The following is an 18,968-nucleotide window of genomic DNA, read 5'->3' on the forward strand; positions in this document are numbered from 1 at the left end:
CGCGACCGTACAAATACAACCGGCATGGCGGCACGCGGCGCGCGGCACCTTGGTGTCGCGCGCCTGCATTAGAAAGAAGATGAAAAGCAAGGCCTACGAGGAAGAACAATGAAATCCAGACTCGACAGATGGATGATGCTGCTCGCCATCGCGGCGGCAGGTACGGCACAAGCACAAACGCGCGTCGGCGGTAACCCGCTCGACTCCCTGCCCCAGATCAACGCGCCGAAAACCGGCCCGAACGTCACCGTGCAGGTCGCCCCCCAGGCGCCGCAACTGCAGGAACTGCTGTCGCGGCACCTGACGCCGACGACGTTCCAGGTCGAAGGCGTGAAGTCGGTGCCGTTCGAAGAAATCTCGCGTCGCTTCACGCCCCTCGTCGGCAAGGACATCACGATCGGCGACCTGATCGAAACCGCCAACGGCGTGACGAAGCTGTACCAGGATCGAGGCTACGCGCTGTCGTTCGCGTTCATTCCCGCACAGACGTTCGAGAACGGCGTCGTGCGCGTGACGGTCGTCGAAGGCTACGTGTCGGACGTCAAGGTCACCGGCAAGCCCGGTGCGATGGAATCGAAGATTCGCGCGATCGCCGCGCACATCACGGCCGATCGTCCGCTGCGCCGCGCGACGTTCGAGCGCTACGTGAACACGTTCGGCCTGCTGCCCGGCCTCACGGTGAAGGCGAACGTGCCGCCGCCGCAGACCACCGACGGCGCAACGACGCTCGAACTCGCGGTCGATCGCAAGCCGTTCAACGTCAGCACCGGCATCGACTTCAACCACCCGGGCGTCCAGGGCCTCATCACCGCGACCGAGAACGGCCTCACGAAATTCGGCGAGCAACTGAGCATCTCCGCGCTGGCGCCGCCGGGCCGCGACAAGCAGACCTACTTCGCGTTCAGCGGCGCGGTGCCGGTCGGCAGCAGCGGCCTGATCACGCGTCTCGACGCAAGCACGTATCGCGGCAAGCCGACCGACAACCCGGGCCTGCCGTCCTACGTCCAGCGCACCGTCAAGAACGAGAAGCTCGGTCTTTCGGCTTCCTATCCATTGCTGCTGAACAACCAGCGCAGCCTGCTCGGTACCGTGTCGGGCTATGCGTCGCACAACGAGGACCGCTACCAGAACCAGATCAACGGCGCGACCCTCGACACGCGCTCGCAGGTCCGCGTCCTGCAGATGCAGCTCGACTACACGAGCGTGGCGCCGAAACAGGTGCGCAAGCTGAGCGTCAACGTTGCGAAGGGGTTCAACATCCTCGGCGCGTCGAAAGCGCAGGACGTCACCGTCGGCACGACGACGACCTCGATCGACAACCCGATTTCGCTGACCTTCGTCCGTACCGGCGCGACCTTCACGCAAACGAATGAATGGCCGTTCCGGGTCGGCACGTCGGTCTCGCTGACCGGGCAATACAGCCCCGATTCGCTGCCGACGTCCGAACAGATCTCGTTCGGCTCGACGCGCTACGCACTCGGCTATCAACCTGGCGAAGCGTCGGGCGACTCGGGATGGGGGATGTCGCTGGAGGTCAACCGCGGCTTCACGCCGGGCTGGACGTATATGAAATCCGTCACGCCGTACATCGCGTACGACATGGCGCGCGTGTATCTGCACGCGGGCACGCCGTCGCCGAGCCGCATGTCATCGGTCGGCATCGGCGTGCGGTTCACCGACAGCCGTTTCTACAGTCTCGACCTGAACGTCGCGAAACCGGTTGGCGACGCACCCGTCGAAAGCGCGTCGCGCAGCCCGCGGATCAACGCCGCATTCTCGTATCAGCTCAACTGATCGGTCACCAAACAGCCCGCGTCACGCGGGCTGTTTCGATTAGAGTCCCCTCTATCAAACGTGGCGCACGGTTTCACGTATTCTGGCGAAGCTCGCAACATGACCCGCCCCATGCAGACGGTCGTGCGAGCGCATCGAACACGACATGCAAAACAAGGAGGATGACAATGATTCAACTGACTCGGCCGTTGCGTGCGATGGCTCTCGCCGGCGCGCTGCTCGCCTGCACTGCCCACGCATTCGCACAAGCAGACAGCCCGGCCGGCATGTGGCAAACGATCGACGACAGCACGGGCAAACCGAAGGCACTCGTGCAGATCGCCGATGACGGCGACGGTGCGCTGTCGGGCAAGGTCGTCAAGGGCCTCGGCGCAAACGATACGCCCGATCGCCGCTGCACCGCGTGCACGGACGAGCGCAAGGATCAGCTCATCAAGGGCATGACGATCATCAAGGCGATGAAGAAGGACGGTGACCACTGGGACGGCGGCAACATTCTCGACCCGGAGAACGGCAAGGTCTACAAGTGCAAGATGACGCTTGAAGACGGCGGCCAGAAACTCGTCGTGCGCGGTTATATCGGCGTGTCGCTGCTCGGCCGGTCGCAGACCTGGGTTCGCCAGCAATAACGCAGCGCGCGTCGAAACGCGCGACTCAATGAAAAATCGGCCTGCGACACAGTCGTCAGGCCGATTTTCTTTTGGTGCGCACGCAACGAAAATCAGCGGGTATTACGCCGCATGCTTCAGCGTGTTCGGCGTATAGCCACCCGGTGCGCGATACGCGGGCGCCGCACTGCTGCGCGCCTCTGCCGCCTTCGATTGCGTATGCTTGCGCATCCGCGCGGACAATTCATTGCACAGATTCATGCCGGCGTCGCCATAGAGCTCACGCATCACGTTCATCAACGTGCCCGTCTCGTGCCAGACCTTGAAGCGGCGATGGCACGTCTGATACGACGGGTAGCGGCGCGGCATGGCAGACCACGTTGCGCCGCTGTAGATCACCCAAAGCACGCCGTTCAATACGGCACGCGTGTTGGCTAACGGCCGGCCGCGCAACTCGGTGCGCGGCTGCATTTCGGGCAGAAGCGACGCAACGCAGCGCCACTCGTGGTCGGTCAGATCGCGATACGGTGTCATGGACATCTCCAGCCTTAGGAACCATGACGCAACGATATCGGCTCACCTTAACGGTGAATATAAGACAAATCCGAAAATACCCTGAGATGGATTAAATTTGACCGGAATTGACGTTTGAATCACGTCAATTACCGGAAATCGCCGTCAGGTCAGCGACGTATCGACGATGCGGCGCGGCGTTTCGATATATTCCTTCGACTGCATCTCGACGATACGCGAGACCGTGCGCGCAAATTCGTTTGCCATCGGGCCTTCGACGTACAACTGCTCCGCCGGCACCGCCGCGGACATCAGCAGCTTGACCTTGTGGTCGTAGAGCACGTCGATGAGCCACGTGAAGCGGCGCGCCTCGGACGCCATCCGCGGCGACATCTGCGGCACCTCCGACAGCACGATCGCGTGGAAGCGGCTCGCGAGTTCCAGATAGTCGTTCTGCGATCGCGGGCCGCCGCACAGCGTCGCGAAATCGAACCATACGACGCCGTCCGCCCTGCGCAGCGCCTTCAGCTCGCGCTTCTCGATATGCAGGATCGGGCTCTCGTCGGGTACCGCAGCGAGCTTCGCGAATGCGTGACGCAGTTCGCGATCGGCGTCCGCACCGAGCGGCGTGTGATACATCTTCACCTGCGCGAGCGTGCGCTGCCGGTAATCGACGCCCGCGTCGACGTTGAGCACGTCGAGTTTTTCCTTGATCAGCGCGATCGCCGGCAGCATGCGGTCGCGATGCAGGCCGTCCGGATACAGGTCGTCGGGATCGTAGTTGGACGTCATCACGAACTGCACGCCGTTGTTGAACAGGCGATCGAGCAGACGGTACAGGATCATCGCGTCGGCAATGTCCGACACATGGAACTCGTCGAAGCAGATCAGCCGGTAGCGCTTCGCGATGCGTCGAGCGAGTTCGTCGAGCGGATCGGCCTGCCCTTTCAGTTCCTCGAGCTCGCGGTGCACTTCGCGCATGAATTCGTGGAAGTGCAGGCGCGTCTTGCGCTGCACGGGCACGACCGCGTAAAAACTGTCCATCAGGAAGCTCTTGCCGCGACCGACACCGCCCCACATGTAGACGCCGCGCGGGAGATCCGGGTGATTGATGAGCTTCTTGAACGCATTCGAGCGACGCGCCTTGTACTCGACCCACTCGTCGAAACAGCGCTGCAGGCGATCGACGGCCGCGCGCTGCGCGGGATCGGACTGATAACCGCGCGTGGTCAATTCGCGCGTGTAGTATTCGGTGACGTTCATCGGGCAAACCGGAAAAAACGAAGGCGAACGGGGCATCCCGCTCGCCTTCGTCATCAAACGGCGGCGCCGGCCAGATACAGGCCGGCGCTATACCGCGCTTAGCTGTTCAGCGAGCGCTTGTCGACGGCGAGTGCCGCTTCGCGCATCACTTCCGACATCGACGGGTGCGGATGGCAGATGCGGGCGATGTCTTCCGACGCCGCCTTGAATTCCATCGCCACCACGGCTTCCGCGATCAAGTCCGACGCGTTCGCCGCGATCACGTGCACGCCGAGCAGTTCGTCGGTCTTGGCGTCCGCGATCATCTTCACGAAGCCGTCCGGCGCGTTCATGCCGAGCGCGCGGCCGTTGATCGAGAACGGGAACTTGCCCGTCTTGATCTCGCGGCCTTCGGCTTTCAGCTGCTGCTCCGTCTTGCCGACCCATGCGATTTCCGGGTACGTGTAGATCACCCACGGAATGCAGTTGTAGTCGATGTGCGGCTTCTGGCCGTCGATCACTTCCGCGACCAGCACGCCTTCGTCTTCCGCCTTGTGCGCCAGCATCGGGCCGCGCACCACGTCGCCGATCGCGTACACATTCGGCACCGCCGTGCGGCAATGGTCGTCGACGTCGATGAAGCCGCGCTCGTTCGCCTTCAGGCCGATCGCCTCGAGGCCGAGGTTGTCGGTGTTCGGCACGCGGCCGACCGACACGATCAGGCGGTCGGCGTCGAGCGTCTGCGCGTTGCCGTCCTTGTCGGTGTAAGCGATCGACACGCCGTTCGCGGTCGTCTTCACTTCGCCGATCTTCACGCCGAGATTGATCTCGAGGCCCTGCTTCTTGAACAGCTTCGCGGCTTCCTTCGCGAGCGCTTCGTCGGCTGCGCCGAGGAACGCCGGCAGCGCTTCGAGCACCGTCACTTCGGCACCCAGGCGGCGCCACACCGAGCCGAGCTCGAGGCCGATCACGCCCGCGCCGATCACGGCGAGCTTCTTCGGCACCGAGTCGAACGTCAGCGCGCCTTCGTTGTCCGACACGATCTTGTTGTCGACCGGAATGCCCGGCAGGTGACGCGCCTTCGAACCCGTCGCGATGATCACGTTCTTCGCGGTGACGACTTCGGTTTCACCCTCGCCGCTCACTTCGATCTGCACGCCGGCGTCGGTCTTGCCGGTGAACTTGCCGTGGCCCTTCAGCCAGGTGATCTTGTTCTTCTTGAACAGGAACTCGATCCCGCTCGTCATCTTCTCGACGATCGCGTCCTTGCGGCCGAGCATCTTCGCGACGTCGATCTTCACGCCGTCAACCGTGATGCCGTGGTCGGCCAGATGGTGCGACGTGTTCTCGAACTCTTCCGACGATGCGAGCAGCGCCTTCGACGGGATGCAGCCGACGTTCAGGCAGGTGCCGCCGAGCTTCAGCGCGCCGGCCGGGTTCTTCCACTTCTCGATACAGGCAACGGTCTTGCCCAGCTGCGCGGCGCGGATCGCGGCGATGTAACCGCCGGGGCCGGCGCCGATCACGACGACGTCAAATTCCTTGGACATGGCAATCCTTTCTACTTGTGCGCCCGCACGGGCAGCGCGTGTCGCGCGCCCGTGCGGAGCGGGTCAATGCGGTGAAACTCGGCTTACAGGTCGAGCAGCAGGCGTGCCGGATCCTCGAGCGCATCCTTCATCGCGACGAGCGACAGCACGGCTTCGCGGCCGTCGATGATCCGGTGGTCGTACGAGAGCGCGAGGTAGTTGATCGGACGAATCACGATCTGGCCGTTTTCGACGACCGGGCGCTCCTTCGTCGCGTGCACGCCGAGGATGGCCGACTGCGGCGGGTTGATGATCGGGGTCGACAGCATCGAGCCGAACACGCCGCCGTTCGAGATCGAGAACGTACCGCCCGTCATTTCCTCGATCGACAGCTTGCCGTCCTTCGCCTTCTGGCCGAATTCGGCGATCTTCTTTTCGATGTCGGCGAGGCTCAGCTGATCCGCGTTGCGCAGGATCGGCACCACGAGACCGCGCGGCGAGCCGACGGCGATACCGATGTCGAAGTAGCCGTGATAGACGATGTCGTTACCGTCGATCGACGCGTTCACGAGCGGGAACTTCTTCAGCGCATGTACGGCCGCCTTCACGAAGAACGACATGAAGCCGAGCTTCACGCCATGTTCCTTCTCGAACTTGTCCTTGTACTTGTTGCGCAGTTCCATGACCGGAGCCATGTTGACTTCGTTGAACGTCGTCAGGATCGCGTTGGTCTGCTGCGATTCGAGCAGACGCTCGGCGATACGCGCACGCAGGCGCGACATCGGCACGCGTTGTTCCGGACGGTCGTTCAGCCAGGCCGTGGCCGACGCCGGCACCTTCACTTCCGGCAGCGACGGCTTCGCAGCGGCCTTGGCCGGTGCGGCAGCCGGAGCAGCCTTCGGTGCGCTGCCAGCGGCCAGCGCGTCGCCCTTCGTGACGCGGCCGTCGCGGCCCGAACCTGCGACGTCGCCTGCCGACAGGCCCTTCTCGGCCAGCAGCTTCGATGCGGCCGGCGATGCGGCGGCCGAGCTCGATGCCGTTGCGGCGACCGGCTGTGCGGCCGGTGCGGCTGCGGCAGGCGCGGCTGCCGGCTTGACTTCGGCGGCGCCCGCTGCGGCTTCGGCGGCACCTGCCTTCGCTTCGGTGTCGATCGTTGCGATCAGCTGATCGGCAACCACCGTGTCACCGTCGTTCTGCAGCACTTGCGCGAGCACGCCCGCGGCCGGTGCCGGCACTTCGAGCACGACCTTGTCGGTCTCGAGTTCGATCAGGATTTCGTCCTGCGCGACTGCTTCGCCCGGCTTCTTCTTCCATTGCAGCATGGTGGCTTCCGAAACCGACTCCGAAAGCTGGGGGACTTTGACTTCTACGATAGCCATGTGATTTTCCTGGATGCTTAATCTGGGGTGTGACGAGGTTCGTGCGATTCCTTCGGCCGATGCGGCGCGCCACGCGCCCGGCGGGCCAAAAGAGACGGGAAAGCACTGTGCGCCTTCCCGTTTCGCTTCCGTCGGTTATTTCGCGATCGATGCGCTCTTCAGGCGGCCGAAAGCACCTTCGATCAGGGCCTTCTGCTGCTCGTAGTGCTTCGCGTAGTAGCCAACCGCCGGCGAGGCCGAAGCCGGACGGCCGCTGTATGCCAGCTTCTGCCCTTCCTTCATGCCTTCCTTCAGATGGTGCTCGACGTAGAACCAGGGACCCTGGTTCTGCGGCTCGTCCTGCACCCAGACCACTTCAGTCGCGTTCTCGTACTTCTTCATTTCGGCTTCGAACTGCTTGTGCGCGAACGGGTAAAGCTGCTCGATACGGATGATCGCGACGTCGTTCGCCTTCGCTTCACGGCGATGGGCGACGAGGTCGTAATACACGCGGCCCGAGCATGCCAGCACGCGCTTGACCTTCTTCGCGTCGATGCCGCCGTCGGTTTCGCCCAGCACCGGCTGGAACGAACCCTTCGCCAGTTCCGACAGGTCCGACACCGCTTCCTTGTGGCGCAGCAGCGACTTCGGCGTCGCGACGATCAGCGGCTTGCGGAACAGGCGGATCATCTGGCGGCGCAGCAGGTGGAAAATCTGCGCCGGCGTCGTCGGCTGGACAACCTGCATGTTGTGATCCGCGCACAGTTGCAGGAAACGCTCGATACGGGTCGACGAGTGTTCCGGGCCCTGGCCTTCATAGCCGTGCGGCAGCAGCATCGTGAGACCCGACACGCGGCCCCACTTCACTTCGCCCGACGAGATGAACTGGTCGATCACGACCTGTGCGCCGTTGACGAAGTCGCCGAACTGCGCTTCCCACAGCACGAGCGTGTTCGGCTCGGCGGTCGAGTAACCGTATTCGAAGCCCAGCACCGCTTCTTCCGACAGCACCGAGTCGATCACCGTGAACTTCGCCTGACCTTCGGCGATGTTCTGCAGCGGCACGTACGTGCCGTCGTTCCAGCGTTCGCGGTTCTGGTCGTGCAGCACCGCGTGACGGTGCGTGAACGTGCCGCGGCCCGAGTCCTGGCCCGTCAGGCGCACCGAGTAGCCCGATGCGACGAGCGACGCGAACGCGAGGTGCTCGCCCATGCCCCAGTCGAGCGGCTGGTCGCCGCGCGCCATGTTGCGGCGGTCGTTGATCACGCGCTCGACGAGCGGGTGGACCTTGAAGTTTTCCGGGACCGTCGTGATGCGTTCGCCGAGGCGCTTCAGTTCTGCGAGCGGCACGGCCGTGTCGGCTGCATCCGTCCACTTGCGGTTCAGGAACGGAACCCAGTCGACCGCGTACTTGCTCTTGTAGTTCGACAGGACCGGGTCGACCGTGTGGTGACCGTCGTCCATTGCCTTGCGGTACGCCTTCACGTAGTTGTCGGCATCTTCCGCGGTGATCACGCCCTGCTGCACGAGCTTCTCGGCGTACAGCGCACGGGTGCCCGGGTGCTGCGCGATCTTCTTGTACATCAGCGGCTGCGTGACGGCCGGCGTGTCCTGCTCGTTGTGACCCAGCTTGCGGAAGCAGACGATGTCGATCACGACATCCTTGTGGAACTGCATCCGGTAGTCGATCGCGATCTGCGTCGCGAGGATCACCGCTTCAGGATCGTCGCCGTTCACGTGCAGCACCGGCGCCTCGATCATCTTGACGACGTCGGTACAGTACAGCGTCGAACGCGCATCGCGCGGGTCGGACGTCGTGAAGCCGATCTGGTTGTTGATGACGATGTGCAGCGTGCCGTGCGTGCCGTAACCGCGCGTCTGCGCGAGGTTCAGCGTTTCCATCACGACGCCCTGGCCCGCGAAGGCCGCATCGCCGTGGATCTGCACCGGCAGCACTTGCAGGCCGTCTTCGTCGCCGCGACGGTCCATCCGCGCCTTCGCGGAACCTTCGACCACCGGGTTCACGATTTCGAGGTGCGACGGGTTGAACGCGAGCGACAGGTGGACCGGGCCGCCTTCCGTCGACACGTCCGACGAGAAGCCCTTGTGGTACTTCACGTCGCCGGCCGGCAGGTCGTCGACGTGCTTGCCTTCGAATTCGGCGAACAGGTCGGCCGGCATCTTGCCCAGCGTGTTGACCAGCACGTTCAGACGGCCGCGGTGGGCCATGCCGATGATGATTTCCTGCACGCCGCGCTTGCCCGCGTGCTGGACGACTTCGTCCATCGCCGCGATGAAGCTTTCGCCGCCTTCGAGCGAGAAGCGCTTCTGGCCGACGTACTTGGTATGCAGGTAACGCTCGAGGCCTTCAGCGGCCGTCAGGCGATTCAGGATGTGCTTCTTCTCGTCTGCCGAGAAGTTCGGCGTCGCACGGGTCGACTCTAGGCGCTCCTGCCACCAGCGCTTCTGCTCCGGGTCGCTGATGTACATGTATTCGGCGCCGATCGTGCCGCAATACGTGTCGCGCAGACCCTTGACGATGTCGCGCAGCGAAGCCTGGTCGAAACCGAAATACAGGTTGCTCGCGCTGTACGTCTGGTCGAGATCGCCTTCGGAGAAGTCGTAGAACGCGGGTTCGAGTTCGGGAATGGCGGGACGTTCGCGACGCTTCAGGGGATCGAGATTGGCCCATTGCGAGCCGAGGAAGCGGTAGGCGCTGATGAGCGACTGCACGTGCACTTGCTTGCGTGCCGCAGCCAGATTGGTGCTGCTTTCGCGCGGGATGAAGGCATTGGCCTTCGCACGCTCGGCAAACGATTCGACGATCGGGAAATGAGCGACGTCATTGGCATTCGAACCGTCCGTTGCAGGCACATTCTGCAGCGCGTCGAAATACTCTCGCCAGTTCTCCGGCACCGACGCCGGATTGTTGAGATATGCATCGTACAGTTCTTCAACGTACGAAGCATTGCCGCCGAACAGATAGGAGTTCAGCTGAAACTGCTTCATTACATCTGACATTTTACGCTCACCTTTCTTCGAGCTTCTCGAGAAATAGCGGGTTACTCAACCTTCCGCGACACGGCCTGACCGTTTAGCGGATTGCGAATCAAGTCTTGCTTGGAAGGACCTAAAACTTGCGTGCGCGCAGCATATCACAGAACCGATACCGAAGTTCACGGTGAAATGTGCCCGAAAGCACCGCGCGACGGGGTTTTGCCGGATTGCCGCGACCGGCAGGAACAGTGTTTTGCAGGCAACCCGGTTGCGCGTCGCGCGGATGCGAAAAAGGCTGCCACGAGGCAGCCTTTTCGTCGTGCACGGGAACGGTCGAAACGCTTAGTCGACCGCGCCTTCGCGGCTCGCGCGACGACGCTCGTGCTCCTTCAGGAAGCGCTTGCGCAGGCGGATCGACTGCGGCGTCACTTCGACGAGTTCGTCGTCGTCGATGAACTCGACCGCGTATTCCAGCGACATCTGGACCGGCGGCACGAGACGCACGGCTTCGTCGGTGCCCGACGCGCGCACGTTGGTCAGCTGCTTGCCCTTGATCGGGTTCACGACGAGGTCGTTGTCGCGGCTGTGGATGCCGATGATCATGCCCTCATAGAGCGCGTCGCCCGGCTTCACGAACATGCGGCCGCGATCCTGCAGCTTCCACAGTGCGTATGCCACGGCTGCGCCGTCGTCCTGCGAGATCAGCACGCCGTTGCGGCGCTCGCCGACCGAGCCGTCCTTGACCGGTGCGTACGAGTCGAAGATGTGGCTCATCAGGCCCGTGCCGCGCGTGAGCGTCAGGAATTCGCTCTGGAAGCCGATCAGGCCGCGTGCCGAGATCTTGTATTCCAGACGCGTGCGGCCGCGGCCGTCCGACGCCATGTCGAGCATTTCGCCCTTGCGGCGGCCCAGCTCTTCCATCACGCCGCCCTGGTGCTCGTCCTCGAGGTCGACCGTCAGCAGTTCGTACGGCTCGTGCTTCGCGCCGTCGATTTCCTGCATCACGACGCGCGGACGCGACACGGCCAGTTCATAGCCTTCACGACGCATGTTCTCGACGAGAATCGTCAGGTGCAGTTCGCCGCGGCCCGACACTTCGAACACCGTTTCGTCGCCCGTGTCCTTCACGCGCAGCGCGACGTTGTGGTTCAGCTCCTTCATCAGGCGGTCGCGGATCTGGCGGCTCGTCACGAACTTGCCTTCACGGCCTGCGAGCGGCGACGAGTTGACGAGGAAGTTCATCGTCAGCGTCGGCTCGTCGACGGTGATCATCGGCAGCGCTTCCGGCGTATCCACCGCGCAGATCGTCGCACCGATGCCGACATCTTCAATACCGTTGATCAGCACGATGTCGCCCGCTTCGGCCGACTCGACCTGCACGCGCTCGAGACCCTTGAACGACAGCACCTGGTTGATCTTGCGGTTCAGCACGTCGCCTTCCGGGCCGAAGCGCATTACGACCGGCTGGCCCGGCTTGATGCGACCGCGCGTGATACGGCCGACGCCGATCCGGCCGACGTACGTCGAATAGTCGAGCGACGTGATCTGGAGCTGCAGCGGCGCTTCCGGGTCGGCCGGGCGAACCGGCACGTGCGCGAGGATCGCCTCGAACAGCGGGCGCATGTCGCCTTCGCGCGCGGCCGGGTCGAGCGACGCGTAGCCGTTCAGGCCCGACGCGTAGACGATCGGGAAGTCGAGCTGCTCTTCGGTCGCGCCGAGCTTGTCGAACAGATCGAAGGTCTGGTTGATGACCCAGTCGATCCGCGCGCCCGGACGGTCGATCTTGTTGACCACGACGATCGGCTTCAGGCCGAGCGCAAGCGCCTTCTTCGTGACGAAGCGCGTCTGCGGCATCGGGCCTTCGACCGCGTCGACGAGCAGCAGCACCGAGTCGACCATCGACAGCACGCGCTCGACCTCGCCGCCGAAGTCCGCGTGCCCCGGGGTGTCGACGATGTTGATGTGCGTGCCTTCATACTCGACCGCGCAGTTCTTCGCGAGAATCGTGATCCCGCGCTCTTTTTCGATGTCGTTCGAGTCCATCACCCGCTCCGCAATCTGCTGGTTCTCGCGGAAGGTGCCGGACTGGCGAAGCAGTTGGTCGACGAGCGTAGTCTTGCCGTGGTCGACGTGGGCGATGATGGCGATATTGCGAAGGGCGCGGGTCATAGAAACCTGGAAATCGTTTGAACGCGCAAACGCGCGCGCTCGTTTTTCACGGGCGCGCGCGTTGCAGCTTGGAAAGCCTCAAATTATAGCACGTACGCGTGTCGAAAGCTGACCGGCGCGTTGCAACGCAGCAAACCAGGACGGCTTCGCCCTCCCCTCGGGTGAACAATTCGCCCCAAGGCGGCGCCGCCGGCAAGCCAAAAAACCTTATCGAGATAAGGGATTTTTGCAGCACGAAGCGCGCCCTTTGCCGTTCGATTAACATTTGCCGCGGCAAGCAATTGTGCCTATACTGCTGCCTAGTCAACTATTGCAGTTTCAGGGTTTTATGCCGGATTCTTCTACCCAATCGCCCGTTTCGTCGCTGTCCACGTACCAGATGAACGACAGCGTCGGTTATCTGATGTCGCGCGTGAAGTCGGTGATGACCAACCTCGTCACGCAACGCACGCAGGAAGAGCTCGGCATCACGGGCACGCAGGCGAGCATGCTGTTCATGATCGCGGTCGGCAAGTGCTCGACGGCCGCCGAGCTTGCGCGCGAATACGGGATCGACGCGAGCGCGGTCACGCGCCTGCTCGATCGGGTCGAGAAACGCGGGCTCCTGTCCCGCGTCCGCAGCATCGAGGACCGGCGCGTCGTGCGCCTCGAGCTGACCGACGAAGGGCGTGCGCTCGCCGAACGGCTGCCGCCCATTTTCCGCAGCGTGCTCGACCAGGTGCTGGACGGGTTTACGCCGGAAGAAGTCGGGTTCCTGAAGAGCATGCTGCGCCGCATTCTCAGCAACTATTGCGAGACGGCCGGCGGCAGCATCACGTAATAGTTGCCATAACAATTACTTTTGACAGATTAATGTAAGGAAATCCTTGCAGTGTCCATCATTCATTCCGAGTCAGGGGTCAGCGCGATGAAATCCTCCCCGTTGTCCGTGCGCGCCGGGTCGTGCCGCGTCGCCGTTGCCGCCGCGGTCGCCGCACTGGCGCTGGCGGGCTGCGCGAACTACATCGGCATCAAAAGCGACAAGCAGATCGCCCCTGCGTCGCAATTCGAATCCGCCCAGAGCCTGCCGGCCCAGGGCGGCCAATGGCCGGCGCTCGACTGGGCAAGCCAGTTCGGCGATCCGCAGTTGCCGAAGCTGATCGACGAAGCCCTCCAGGGCAATCCGTCGATCGCGCAGGCGCAGGCGCGCATCGCGAAGGCATCGTCCTACATCGAATCGTCGCGTTCGAACCTGCTGCCGAAGGCCGAGGCCAGCTATTCGTGGACGCGCGAGCTGTATTCGGGGAACGCGCTGTTCCCGCCCCCATACGGCGGCCAGTGGTACAGCGAGAACAACGCGCTCGCGAGCGCGTCGTGGGAACTCGACCTGTGGGGCAAGAACCGCGAACGCCTGCATACCGCCGTATCGCAGGAAAAGGCCGCCGAAGCCGACATGCAGCAGGCGCGCATCACGCTCGCGTCGTCGGTCGCGCGCACTTATAACTCGCTCGCGCAGCTCTATGCGCTGCGCGACATCGCGCAACGCGAGATCGCCAACCGCGAGACGGTCGGCAAGATCACCGACGGCCGCGTATCGGCCGGCCTCGACACCAACGTCGAACGCCAGACGGCCCGCGGCAATATCGCGACGACCCAGGCGTCGCTGTCGGACCTCGACGGCCAGATCACGACGGTGCGCTACCAGCTCGCCGCATTGCTCGGCAAGGGTCCGGATCGCGGGTTGCAGATCGCCGCGCCCGTGCTGAACCCGAGCGGCGAAGTCGCCCTGCCCGGCAACCTGCCGGCCGATCTCGTCGCGCGCCGCCCCGACATCGTTGCCGCGCGCTGGCAGGTCGAGGCCGCGATGCACGACGTGAAGGAAGCAAAGGCCGAGTTCTACCCCGACGTGAACCTCGCGGCCGGCTTCGGCTTCGATGCGTTCGGCTGGGGCAAATTCCTGAACTTCGCGAGCCGCCAGGCGCAGTTCGGCCCGGCGATCCACCTGCCGATCTTCGACGCCGGCGCGCTGCGCGCGCAGCTCAAGGGTCGCTATGCGGACTTCGACCTGTCGGTCGCGAACTACAACCAGACGCTGATCAGCGCGCTGAACGACGTCGCGACGCAAGTCGCGTCGATCCGCGCGGTCGATCGCCAGATGGGCGATGCGCAACGCGCGCTCGACGCGTCGACGCGCGCGTACGACCTCGCCGTGATTCGCTACAAGGCCGGCCTGTCGCCGCAACTGCAGGTGCTGACCGCGGACAGCAACCGCCTCGCATCGGAGCAGACGGTGACCAACCTGAAGATGCGCCGGCGCGACATGCAGCTCGCACTGATCAAGGCGCTGGGCGGCGGGTTCGATGCGACCGGTACGCCGCTCGCCGCGCCCGATGCCGACAAGCCGACAAAACAGGCCGCCAACTGATCCGGCGCCACCACTACGCAGACACTCGAAATAACGGACGGAGAAAATCGCCATGAGCGACCCTCAACAAAACGCCGCCAGCGCACAGTCGCAGAACAACGGGAAGCGCAAACGGATGATGACGCTGCTCGTCGCGGTCATCGTGATCGCGGCCATCGCGTACGGCCTGTACTACTTCCTCGTCGCCCGCTTCCATGAAGGGACCGACGACGCATACGTGAACGGCAACGTCGTGCAGATCACGCCGCAGGTCACGGGCACCGTGATCGCCGTGAAGGCGGACGATACGCAAACGGTCAAGGCCGGCGATCCGCTGGTCGTGCTCGACCCGGCCGATTCGCAGGTCGCGCTGCAGCAGGCCGAAGCCAACCTCGCGCAGACCGTGCGCCAGGTCCGCGGCCTGTTCGTCAACGACGACCAGTACCGCGCGCAGGTCGCGCTGCGCCAGTCCGACCTGTCGAAGGCCGAAGACGACCTACGCCGCCGCGTGGCCGTCGCACAGACGGGCGCCGTGTCGCAGGAAGAAATCTCGCACGCACGTGACGCCGTGCGCGCCGCACAGGCGTCGCTCGACGCGTCGCAGCAGCAGCTCGCGTCGAACCGCGCGCTGACCGCGAACACGACGATCGCGTCGCATCCGAACGTGATGGCCGCCGCCGCGAAGGTTCGCGACGCTTACCTCGCGAATGCACGTAACGTGCTGCCGGCGCCGGTGACGGGCTACGTCGCGAAGCGCTCGGTGCAGGTCGGCCAGCGCGTGTCGCCCGGCACGCCGCTGATGTCGGTGGTGCCGCTCAATGCCGTGTGGGTCGATGCGAACTTCAAGGAAGTCCAGCTCAAGCACATGCGCATCGGCCAGCCGGTCGAGCTGACGGCCGACATCTACGGCTCGTCGGCCGTCTACCACGGCAAGGTCGTCGGCTTCTCGGCCGGTACGGGCTCGGCGTTCTCGCTGCTGCCGGCGCAGAACGCGACCGGCAACTGGATCAAGGTCGTCCAGCGCCTGCCGGTGCGTATCGAGCTCGACCCGAAGGATCTCGACAAGCATCCGCTGCGCATCGGTCTGTCGATGCAGGTCGACGTGGACATCAAGGACGAACGCGGCGACCAGCTCGTCAACGCGCCGAACACCGTCTACGAGACCAACGTGTTCGCGAAGTACGGCGACGAAGCCGACGCAGAAATCGCACGCGTCATCGCCGAGAACGCCGGCGGCAACGCGTCGGCGCCGGCTGCGGCCAAGCAGAACAGCGCCGCGAAAATGATGTAACCGTTCCGACTTCGGAAAACCACCGACATGGCACAGGCTCCTGCCTCCTACCCGCCCTTGCAGGGCGGGCAACTCATTCTCGGGACAATCGCGGTATCGCTCGCGGTGTTCATGAACGTGCTCGACACGTCCATCGCGAACGTCGCGATCCCGACTATCTCGGGCGACCTCGGCGTATCGTCCGACCAGGGCACATGGGTCATCACGTCGTTCGCGGTCGCGAACGCAATCTCGGTGCCGCTGACGGGCTGGCTGACCGACCGCTTCGGACAGGTCCGCCTGTTCCTCGCATCGATCATCCTGTTCGTCATCTCGTCGTGGATGTGCGGGCTCGCACCGAGCCTGCCGTTCCTGCTTGCATCGCGGGTCCTCCAGGGTGCGGTCGCGGGGCCGATGATTCCGCTGTCTCAATCGCTGCTGCTGTCGAGCTATCCGCGTGCGAAGGCGCCGATGGCGCTCGCGCTATGGTCGATGACGACGCTGATCGCGCCGGTCGCGGGCCCGATCCTCGGCGGCTGGATATCGGACAACTACTCGTGGCCGTGGATCTTCTACGTGAACATCCCGGTCGGCATCGCCGCCGCGCTCGCCACGTGGTCGATCTATCGCACGCGTGAATCGACGGTGCGCCGCGCGCCGATCGACGGCGTCGGCCTTGCGCTGCTCGTGCTGTGGGTCGGATCGCTGCAGATCATGCTCGACAAGGGCAAGGATCTGGACTGGTTCGCATCGACCACGATCGTCGCGCTCGCGTTGATCGCGATCATCTCGTTCGCGTTCTTCGTGATCTGGGAACTGACCGCCGAGCACCCCGTCGTCGACCTGTCGCTGTTCCGCCGGCGCAACTTCACGGGCGGCACGATTGCGCTTGCGGTCGGTTACGGGCTCTACTTCGGCAACCTCGTGCTGCTGCCGCTGTGGCTGCAGACGCAGATCGGCTACACGGCAACCGACGCCGGCCTCGTGATGGCGCCGGTCGGGCTGTTCGCGATCCTGCTGTCGCCGCTGACCGGCAAGTTCCTGCCGCGCACCGACCCGCGCTACATCGCGACCGCCGCGTTTCTCATCTTCGCGCTGTGCTTCTGGATGCGATCGGGCTACACGACGGGCGTCGACGAGTGGTCGCTCACGCTGCCGACGCTCGTGCAGGGCGTCGCGATGGCCGGCTTCTTCATTCCGCTCGTGTCGATCACGTTGTCCGGGCTCCCCGGCCACCGCATCCCGGCGGCGTCCGGCCTGTCGAACTTCGTGCGGATCATGTGCGGCGGCATCGGCACGTCGATCTTCCAGACTGCGTGGGATCATCGCAACAACTTCCACCACGCGCAGCTCGTCGAGCAGACGAACGTGTACAACCCGACGTTCAACCAGGCCGTGACGCAGATGGGCAATCTCGGGCTGACGCAGGACCAGGCGCATGGCCTCATCAACAACCTGGCCACGCAGCAGGCCGCGCAGCTCGGTGTGAACGATCTGTTCTACGTCTCGGCGGCGATCTTCGTGCTGCTGATCGCGCTGATCTGGATCACCAAACCAGAACGCGCGGGCGGCGGCGATGCAGGTGCGGCAGCATCGGCCGCGCACTGAGCGTTACGCGGCAACGCACCCGAGTGCGCCAAACAAAAAACCCGGTCGATATCGACCGGGTTTTTTTATTGCTCCGATGGCGCGCTCGCGCCGCTGGCGTCACGCAGCCGTCACGACGAGACGTTCCGGTGCGAGCACGCCGTTCGCCTTGCGGGCGACACCGAGCAGTCGCGTCGCATCGTAGACGCGCACACGCTCGCCGTCGGCCGCATCGATCGGACCGAGCTCCGACAGCGGCAGGCGCTGACCGTGCAGGAACCGCTTTGCACACGTGTCGTCGAGCCGGACGGCCGGAAACGTCGACAGCAACGCATCGACCGGCTGAAGCCACGCATCGCGCGCCGATTCCGCGGCGTCCGACAACGCATCGAGCGTCACCGCATGCTCGAGCGTCAGCGCGCCGACGCCCGTGCGACGCAACATCGTCAGATGCGCACCGCATCCCAGGGCCTCGCCGATATCCTCCGCCAGCGTGCGCACGTAGGTGCCCTTGCTGCAGGTCACACGAAACGTCACGTCGGGCAACTCGCAGGCGAGCAGATCGAGTACATGAATCGTCACGTTGCGGCCTTCGCGCTCGACCGTCTGGCCCGCGCGCGCATATTCGTACAGCGGCTTGCCGTCGCGCTTGAGCGCCGAATACATCGGCGGCACCTGCACGATCTCGCCGGTGAAGCGCACGAGTGCGGCTTCAACGGCTGCGCGGTCGCACTCGACCGGCCGCGTGTCGATCACTTCGCCTTCAGCGTCGCCGGTGGCCGTGCGCTGGCCGAGCCGCATCGTCGCTTCGTAGGTCTTGTCGGCCTCGAGCAAGTCCTGCGAGAACTTCGTCGCCTCGCCGAAGCACAGCGGCAGCAGGCCCGAGGCCAACGGATCGAGCGTGCCGGTGTGACCGGCTTTCTTCGCGAGAAGCAGGCGCTTCGCGCGAATCAGCGCATCGTTGCTCGACAGGCCGACCGGCTTGTCGAGCAGGAGGACGCCGTCCAACACACGCCGGGGCACGCGCGGACGTTGAGGTGCTGCATTCGTCATAGGCCGGTCGAGCTCAGTCGTCCTTGGCGGGCGCGTCGGCCTCGTCGTCGTCCTTCGCGCGCGTCGAGTTCGCTTCCTTGATCAGGCGCGACATTTCGACGGCCTTCTCGATCGTCTGGTCGTAGTGGAAATGCAGCGTCGGCACCGTATGAATGTGCAGACGCTTGAACAGCAGGTTGTGCAAGTGACCCGACGCATGATTCAGCGCCTCCTGCGTCTTTTCCGGATCGCCGGTCAGCGCCGTGAAGTAGACCTTCGCGTGCGCGTAATCCGGCGTGAGCTCCACGCTCTGGATGGTCACGATGCCGATGCGCGGGTCTTTGACCTCGCGCATGATGAGCTCGGACAGGTCGCGCTGAATCTGGTCGGCGATCTGAACGTTGCGATTGGGGGAAGTACGTTTCCTGGACATGATCGATCCCTGATTCGTTTATCAGGATAATGCGGCCGCCTTTTGGCGGGCCG

14 protein-coding genes are annotated in these 18,968 nt (G+C 64.1%); 6 read left to right on the top strand and 8 right to left on the bottom strand.

Going from position 1 to position 18,968, the window contains the following annotated elements; all coding sequences use genetic code 11:
* The first annotated feature begins 108 nt into the window (after window positions 1–108).
* Both BBJ41_RS04540 and BBJ41_RS04545 read left to right on the top strand, forming a co-directional pair.
* On the top strand, window positions 109–1,794 hold the full coding sequence (locus BBJ41_RS04540) for a ShlB/FhaC/HecB family hemolysin secretion/activation protein (protein WP_069745497.1): 1,686 nt from the start codon (window positions 109–111) through the stop codon (window positions 1,792–1,794).
* Between the two features lie 167 nt (window positions 1,795–1,961).
* The gene (locus BBJ41_RS04545) at window positions 1,962–2,423 is read left to right on the top strand and encodes a DUF2147 domain-containing protein (RefSeq protein WP_069745498.1); all 462 of its coding nucleotides are present in this window, start codon (window positions 1,962–1,964) and stop codon (window positions 2,421–2,423) included.
* Window positions 2,424–2,525: 102 nt separating this feature from the next.
* On the opposite strand, the gene BBJ41_RS04550 is transcribed toward BBJ41_RS04545, so the two are convergent.
* From BBJ41_RS04550 to typA, 6 genes are all read right to left on the bottom strand, one after another.
* On the bottom strand, window positions 2,526–2,936 hold the full coding sequence (locus BBJ41_RS04550) for a transposase (protein ID WP_069745499.1): 411 nt from the start codon (window positions 2,934–2,936) through the stop codon (window positions 2,526–2,528).
* Window positions 2,937–3,080: 144 nt separating this feature from the next.
* Window positions 3,081–4,178, bottom strand: a complete 1,098-nt coding sequence (gene zapE / locus BBJ41_RS04555; RefSeq protein ID WP_069745500.1) for a cell division protein ZapE — start codon at window positions 4,176–4,178, stop codon at window positions 3,081–3,083.
* A 98-nt stretch (window positions 4,179–4,276) separates the two neighbouring features.
* A complete protein-coding gene (gene lpdA / locus BBJ41_RS04560) occupies window positions 4,277–5,707 on the bottom strand; it encodes a dihydrolipoyl dehydrogenase (protein ID WP_069745501.1) in 1,431 nt (476 codons plus the stop codon).
* 83 nt (window positions 5,708–5,790) lie between these two features.
* Window positions 5,791–7,065, bottom strand: coding sequence for a 2-oxoglutarate dehydrogenase complex dihydrolipoyllysine-residue succinyltransferase (gene odhB, locus BBJ41_RS04565; protein ID WP_069745502.1), 1,275 nt, complete (start codon window positions 7,063–7,065; stop codon window positions 5,791–5,793).
* Between the two features lie 135 nt (window positions 7,066–7,200).
* Complete coding sequence (locus tag BBJ41_RS04570) at window positions 7,201–10,065, bottom strand: 2-oxoglutarate dehydrogenase E1 component (protein WP_069745503.1); 2,865 nt, start codon at window positions 10,063–10,065, stop codon at window positions 7,201–7,203.
* A 318-nt stretch (window positions 10,066–10,383) separates the two neighbouring features.
* Window positions 10,384–12,210, bottom strand: a complete 1,827-nt coding sequence (typA, locus tag BBJ41_RS04575; RefSeq protein ID WP_069745504.1) for a translational GTPase TypA — start codon at window positions 12,208–12,210, stop codon at window positions 10,384–10,386.
* A gap of 328 nt (window positions 12,211–12,538) precedes the next feature.
* Between typA and BBJ41_RS04580 the strand changes: the two genes are divergently transcribed.
* From BBJ41_RS04580 to BBJ41_RS04595, 4 genes are all read left to right on the top strand, one after another.
* Window positions 12,539–13,030, top strand: coding sequence for a MarR family winged helix-turn-helix transcriptional regulator (locus BBJ41_RS04580; protein ID WP_069745505.1), 492 nt, complete (start codon window positions 12,539–12,541; stop codon window positions 13,028–13,030).
* An 87-nt stretch (window positions 13,031–13,117) separates the two neighbouring features.
* Window positions 13,118–14,614 carry an efflux transporter outer membrane subunit gene (locus BBJ41_RS04585; protein WP_069745506.1) on the top strand — a complete coding sequence of 499 codons (1,497 nt, stop codon included), beginning with the start codon at window positions 13,118–13,120 and terminating at the stop codon, window positions 14,612–14,614.
* 52 nt (window positions 14,615–14,666) lie between these two features.
* Window positions 14,667–15,884, top strand: a complete 1,218-nt coding sequence (locus BBJ41_RS04590) for an HlyD/EmrA/EmrK family protein (RefSeq protein WP_069745507.1) — start codon at window positions 14,667–14,669, stop codon at window positions 15,882–15,884.
* Between the two features lie 27 nt (window positions 15,885–15,911).
* Complete coding sequence (locus tag BBJ41_RS04595) at window positions 15,912–17,471, top strand: DHA2 family efflux MFS transporter permease subunit (RefSeq protein WP_069745508.1); 1,560 nt, start codon at window positions 15,912–15,914, stop codon at window positions 17,469–17,471.
* 99 nt (window positions 17,472–17,570) lie between these two features.
* On the opposite strand, the gene truB is transcribed toward BBJ41_RS04595, so the two are convergent.
* The gene (gene truB / locus BBJ41_RS04600; RefSeq protein ID WP_069745509.1) at window positions 17,571–18,503 is read right to left on the bottom strand and encodes a tRNA pseudouridine(55) synthase TruB; all 933 of its coding nucleotides are present in this window, start codon (window positions 18,501–18,503) and stop codon (window positions 17,571–17,573) included.
* Window positions 18,504–18,516: 13 nt separating this feature from the next.
* On the bottom strand, window positions 18,517–18,915 hold the full coding sequence (gene rbfA, locus BBJ41_RS04605) for a 30S ribosome-binding factor RbfA (protein ID WP_034190142.1): 399 nt from the start codon (window positions 18,913–18,915) through the stop codon (window positions 18,517–18,519).
* Between the last annotated feature and the right edge of the window lie 53 nt (window positions 18,916–18,968).

This window comes from Burkholderia stabilis, assembly GCF_001742165.1.
Lineage (GTDB): Bacteria > Pseudomonadota > Gammaproteobacteria > Burkholderiales > Burkholderiaceae > Burkholderia > Burkholderia stabilis.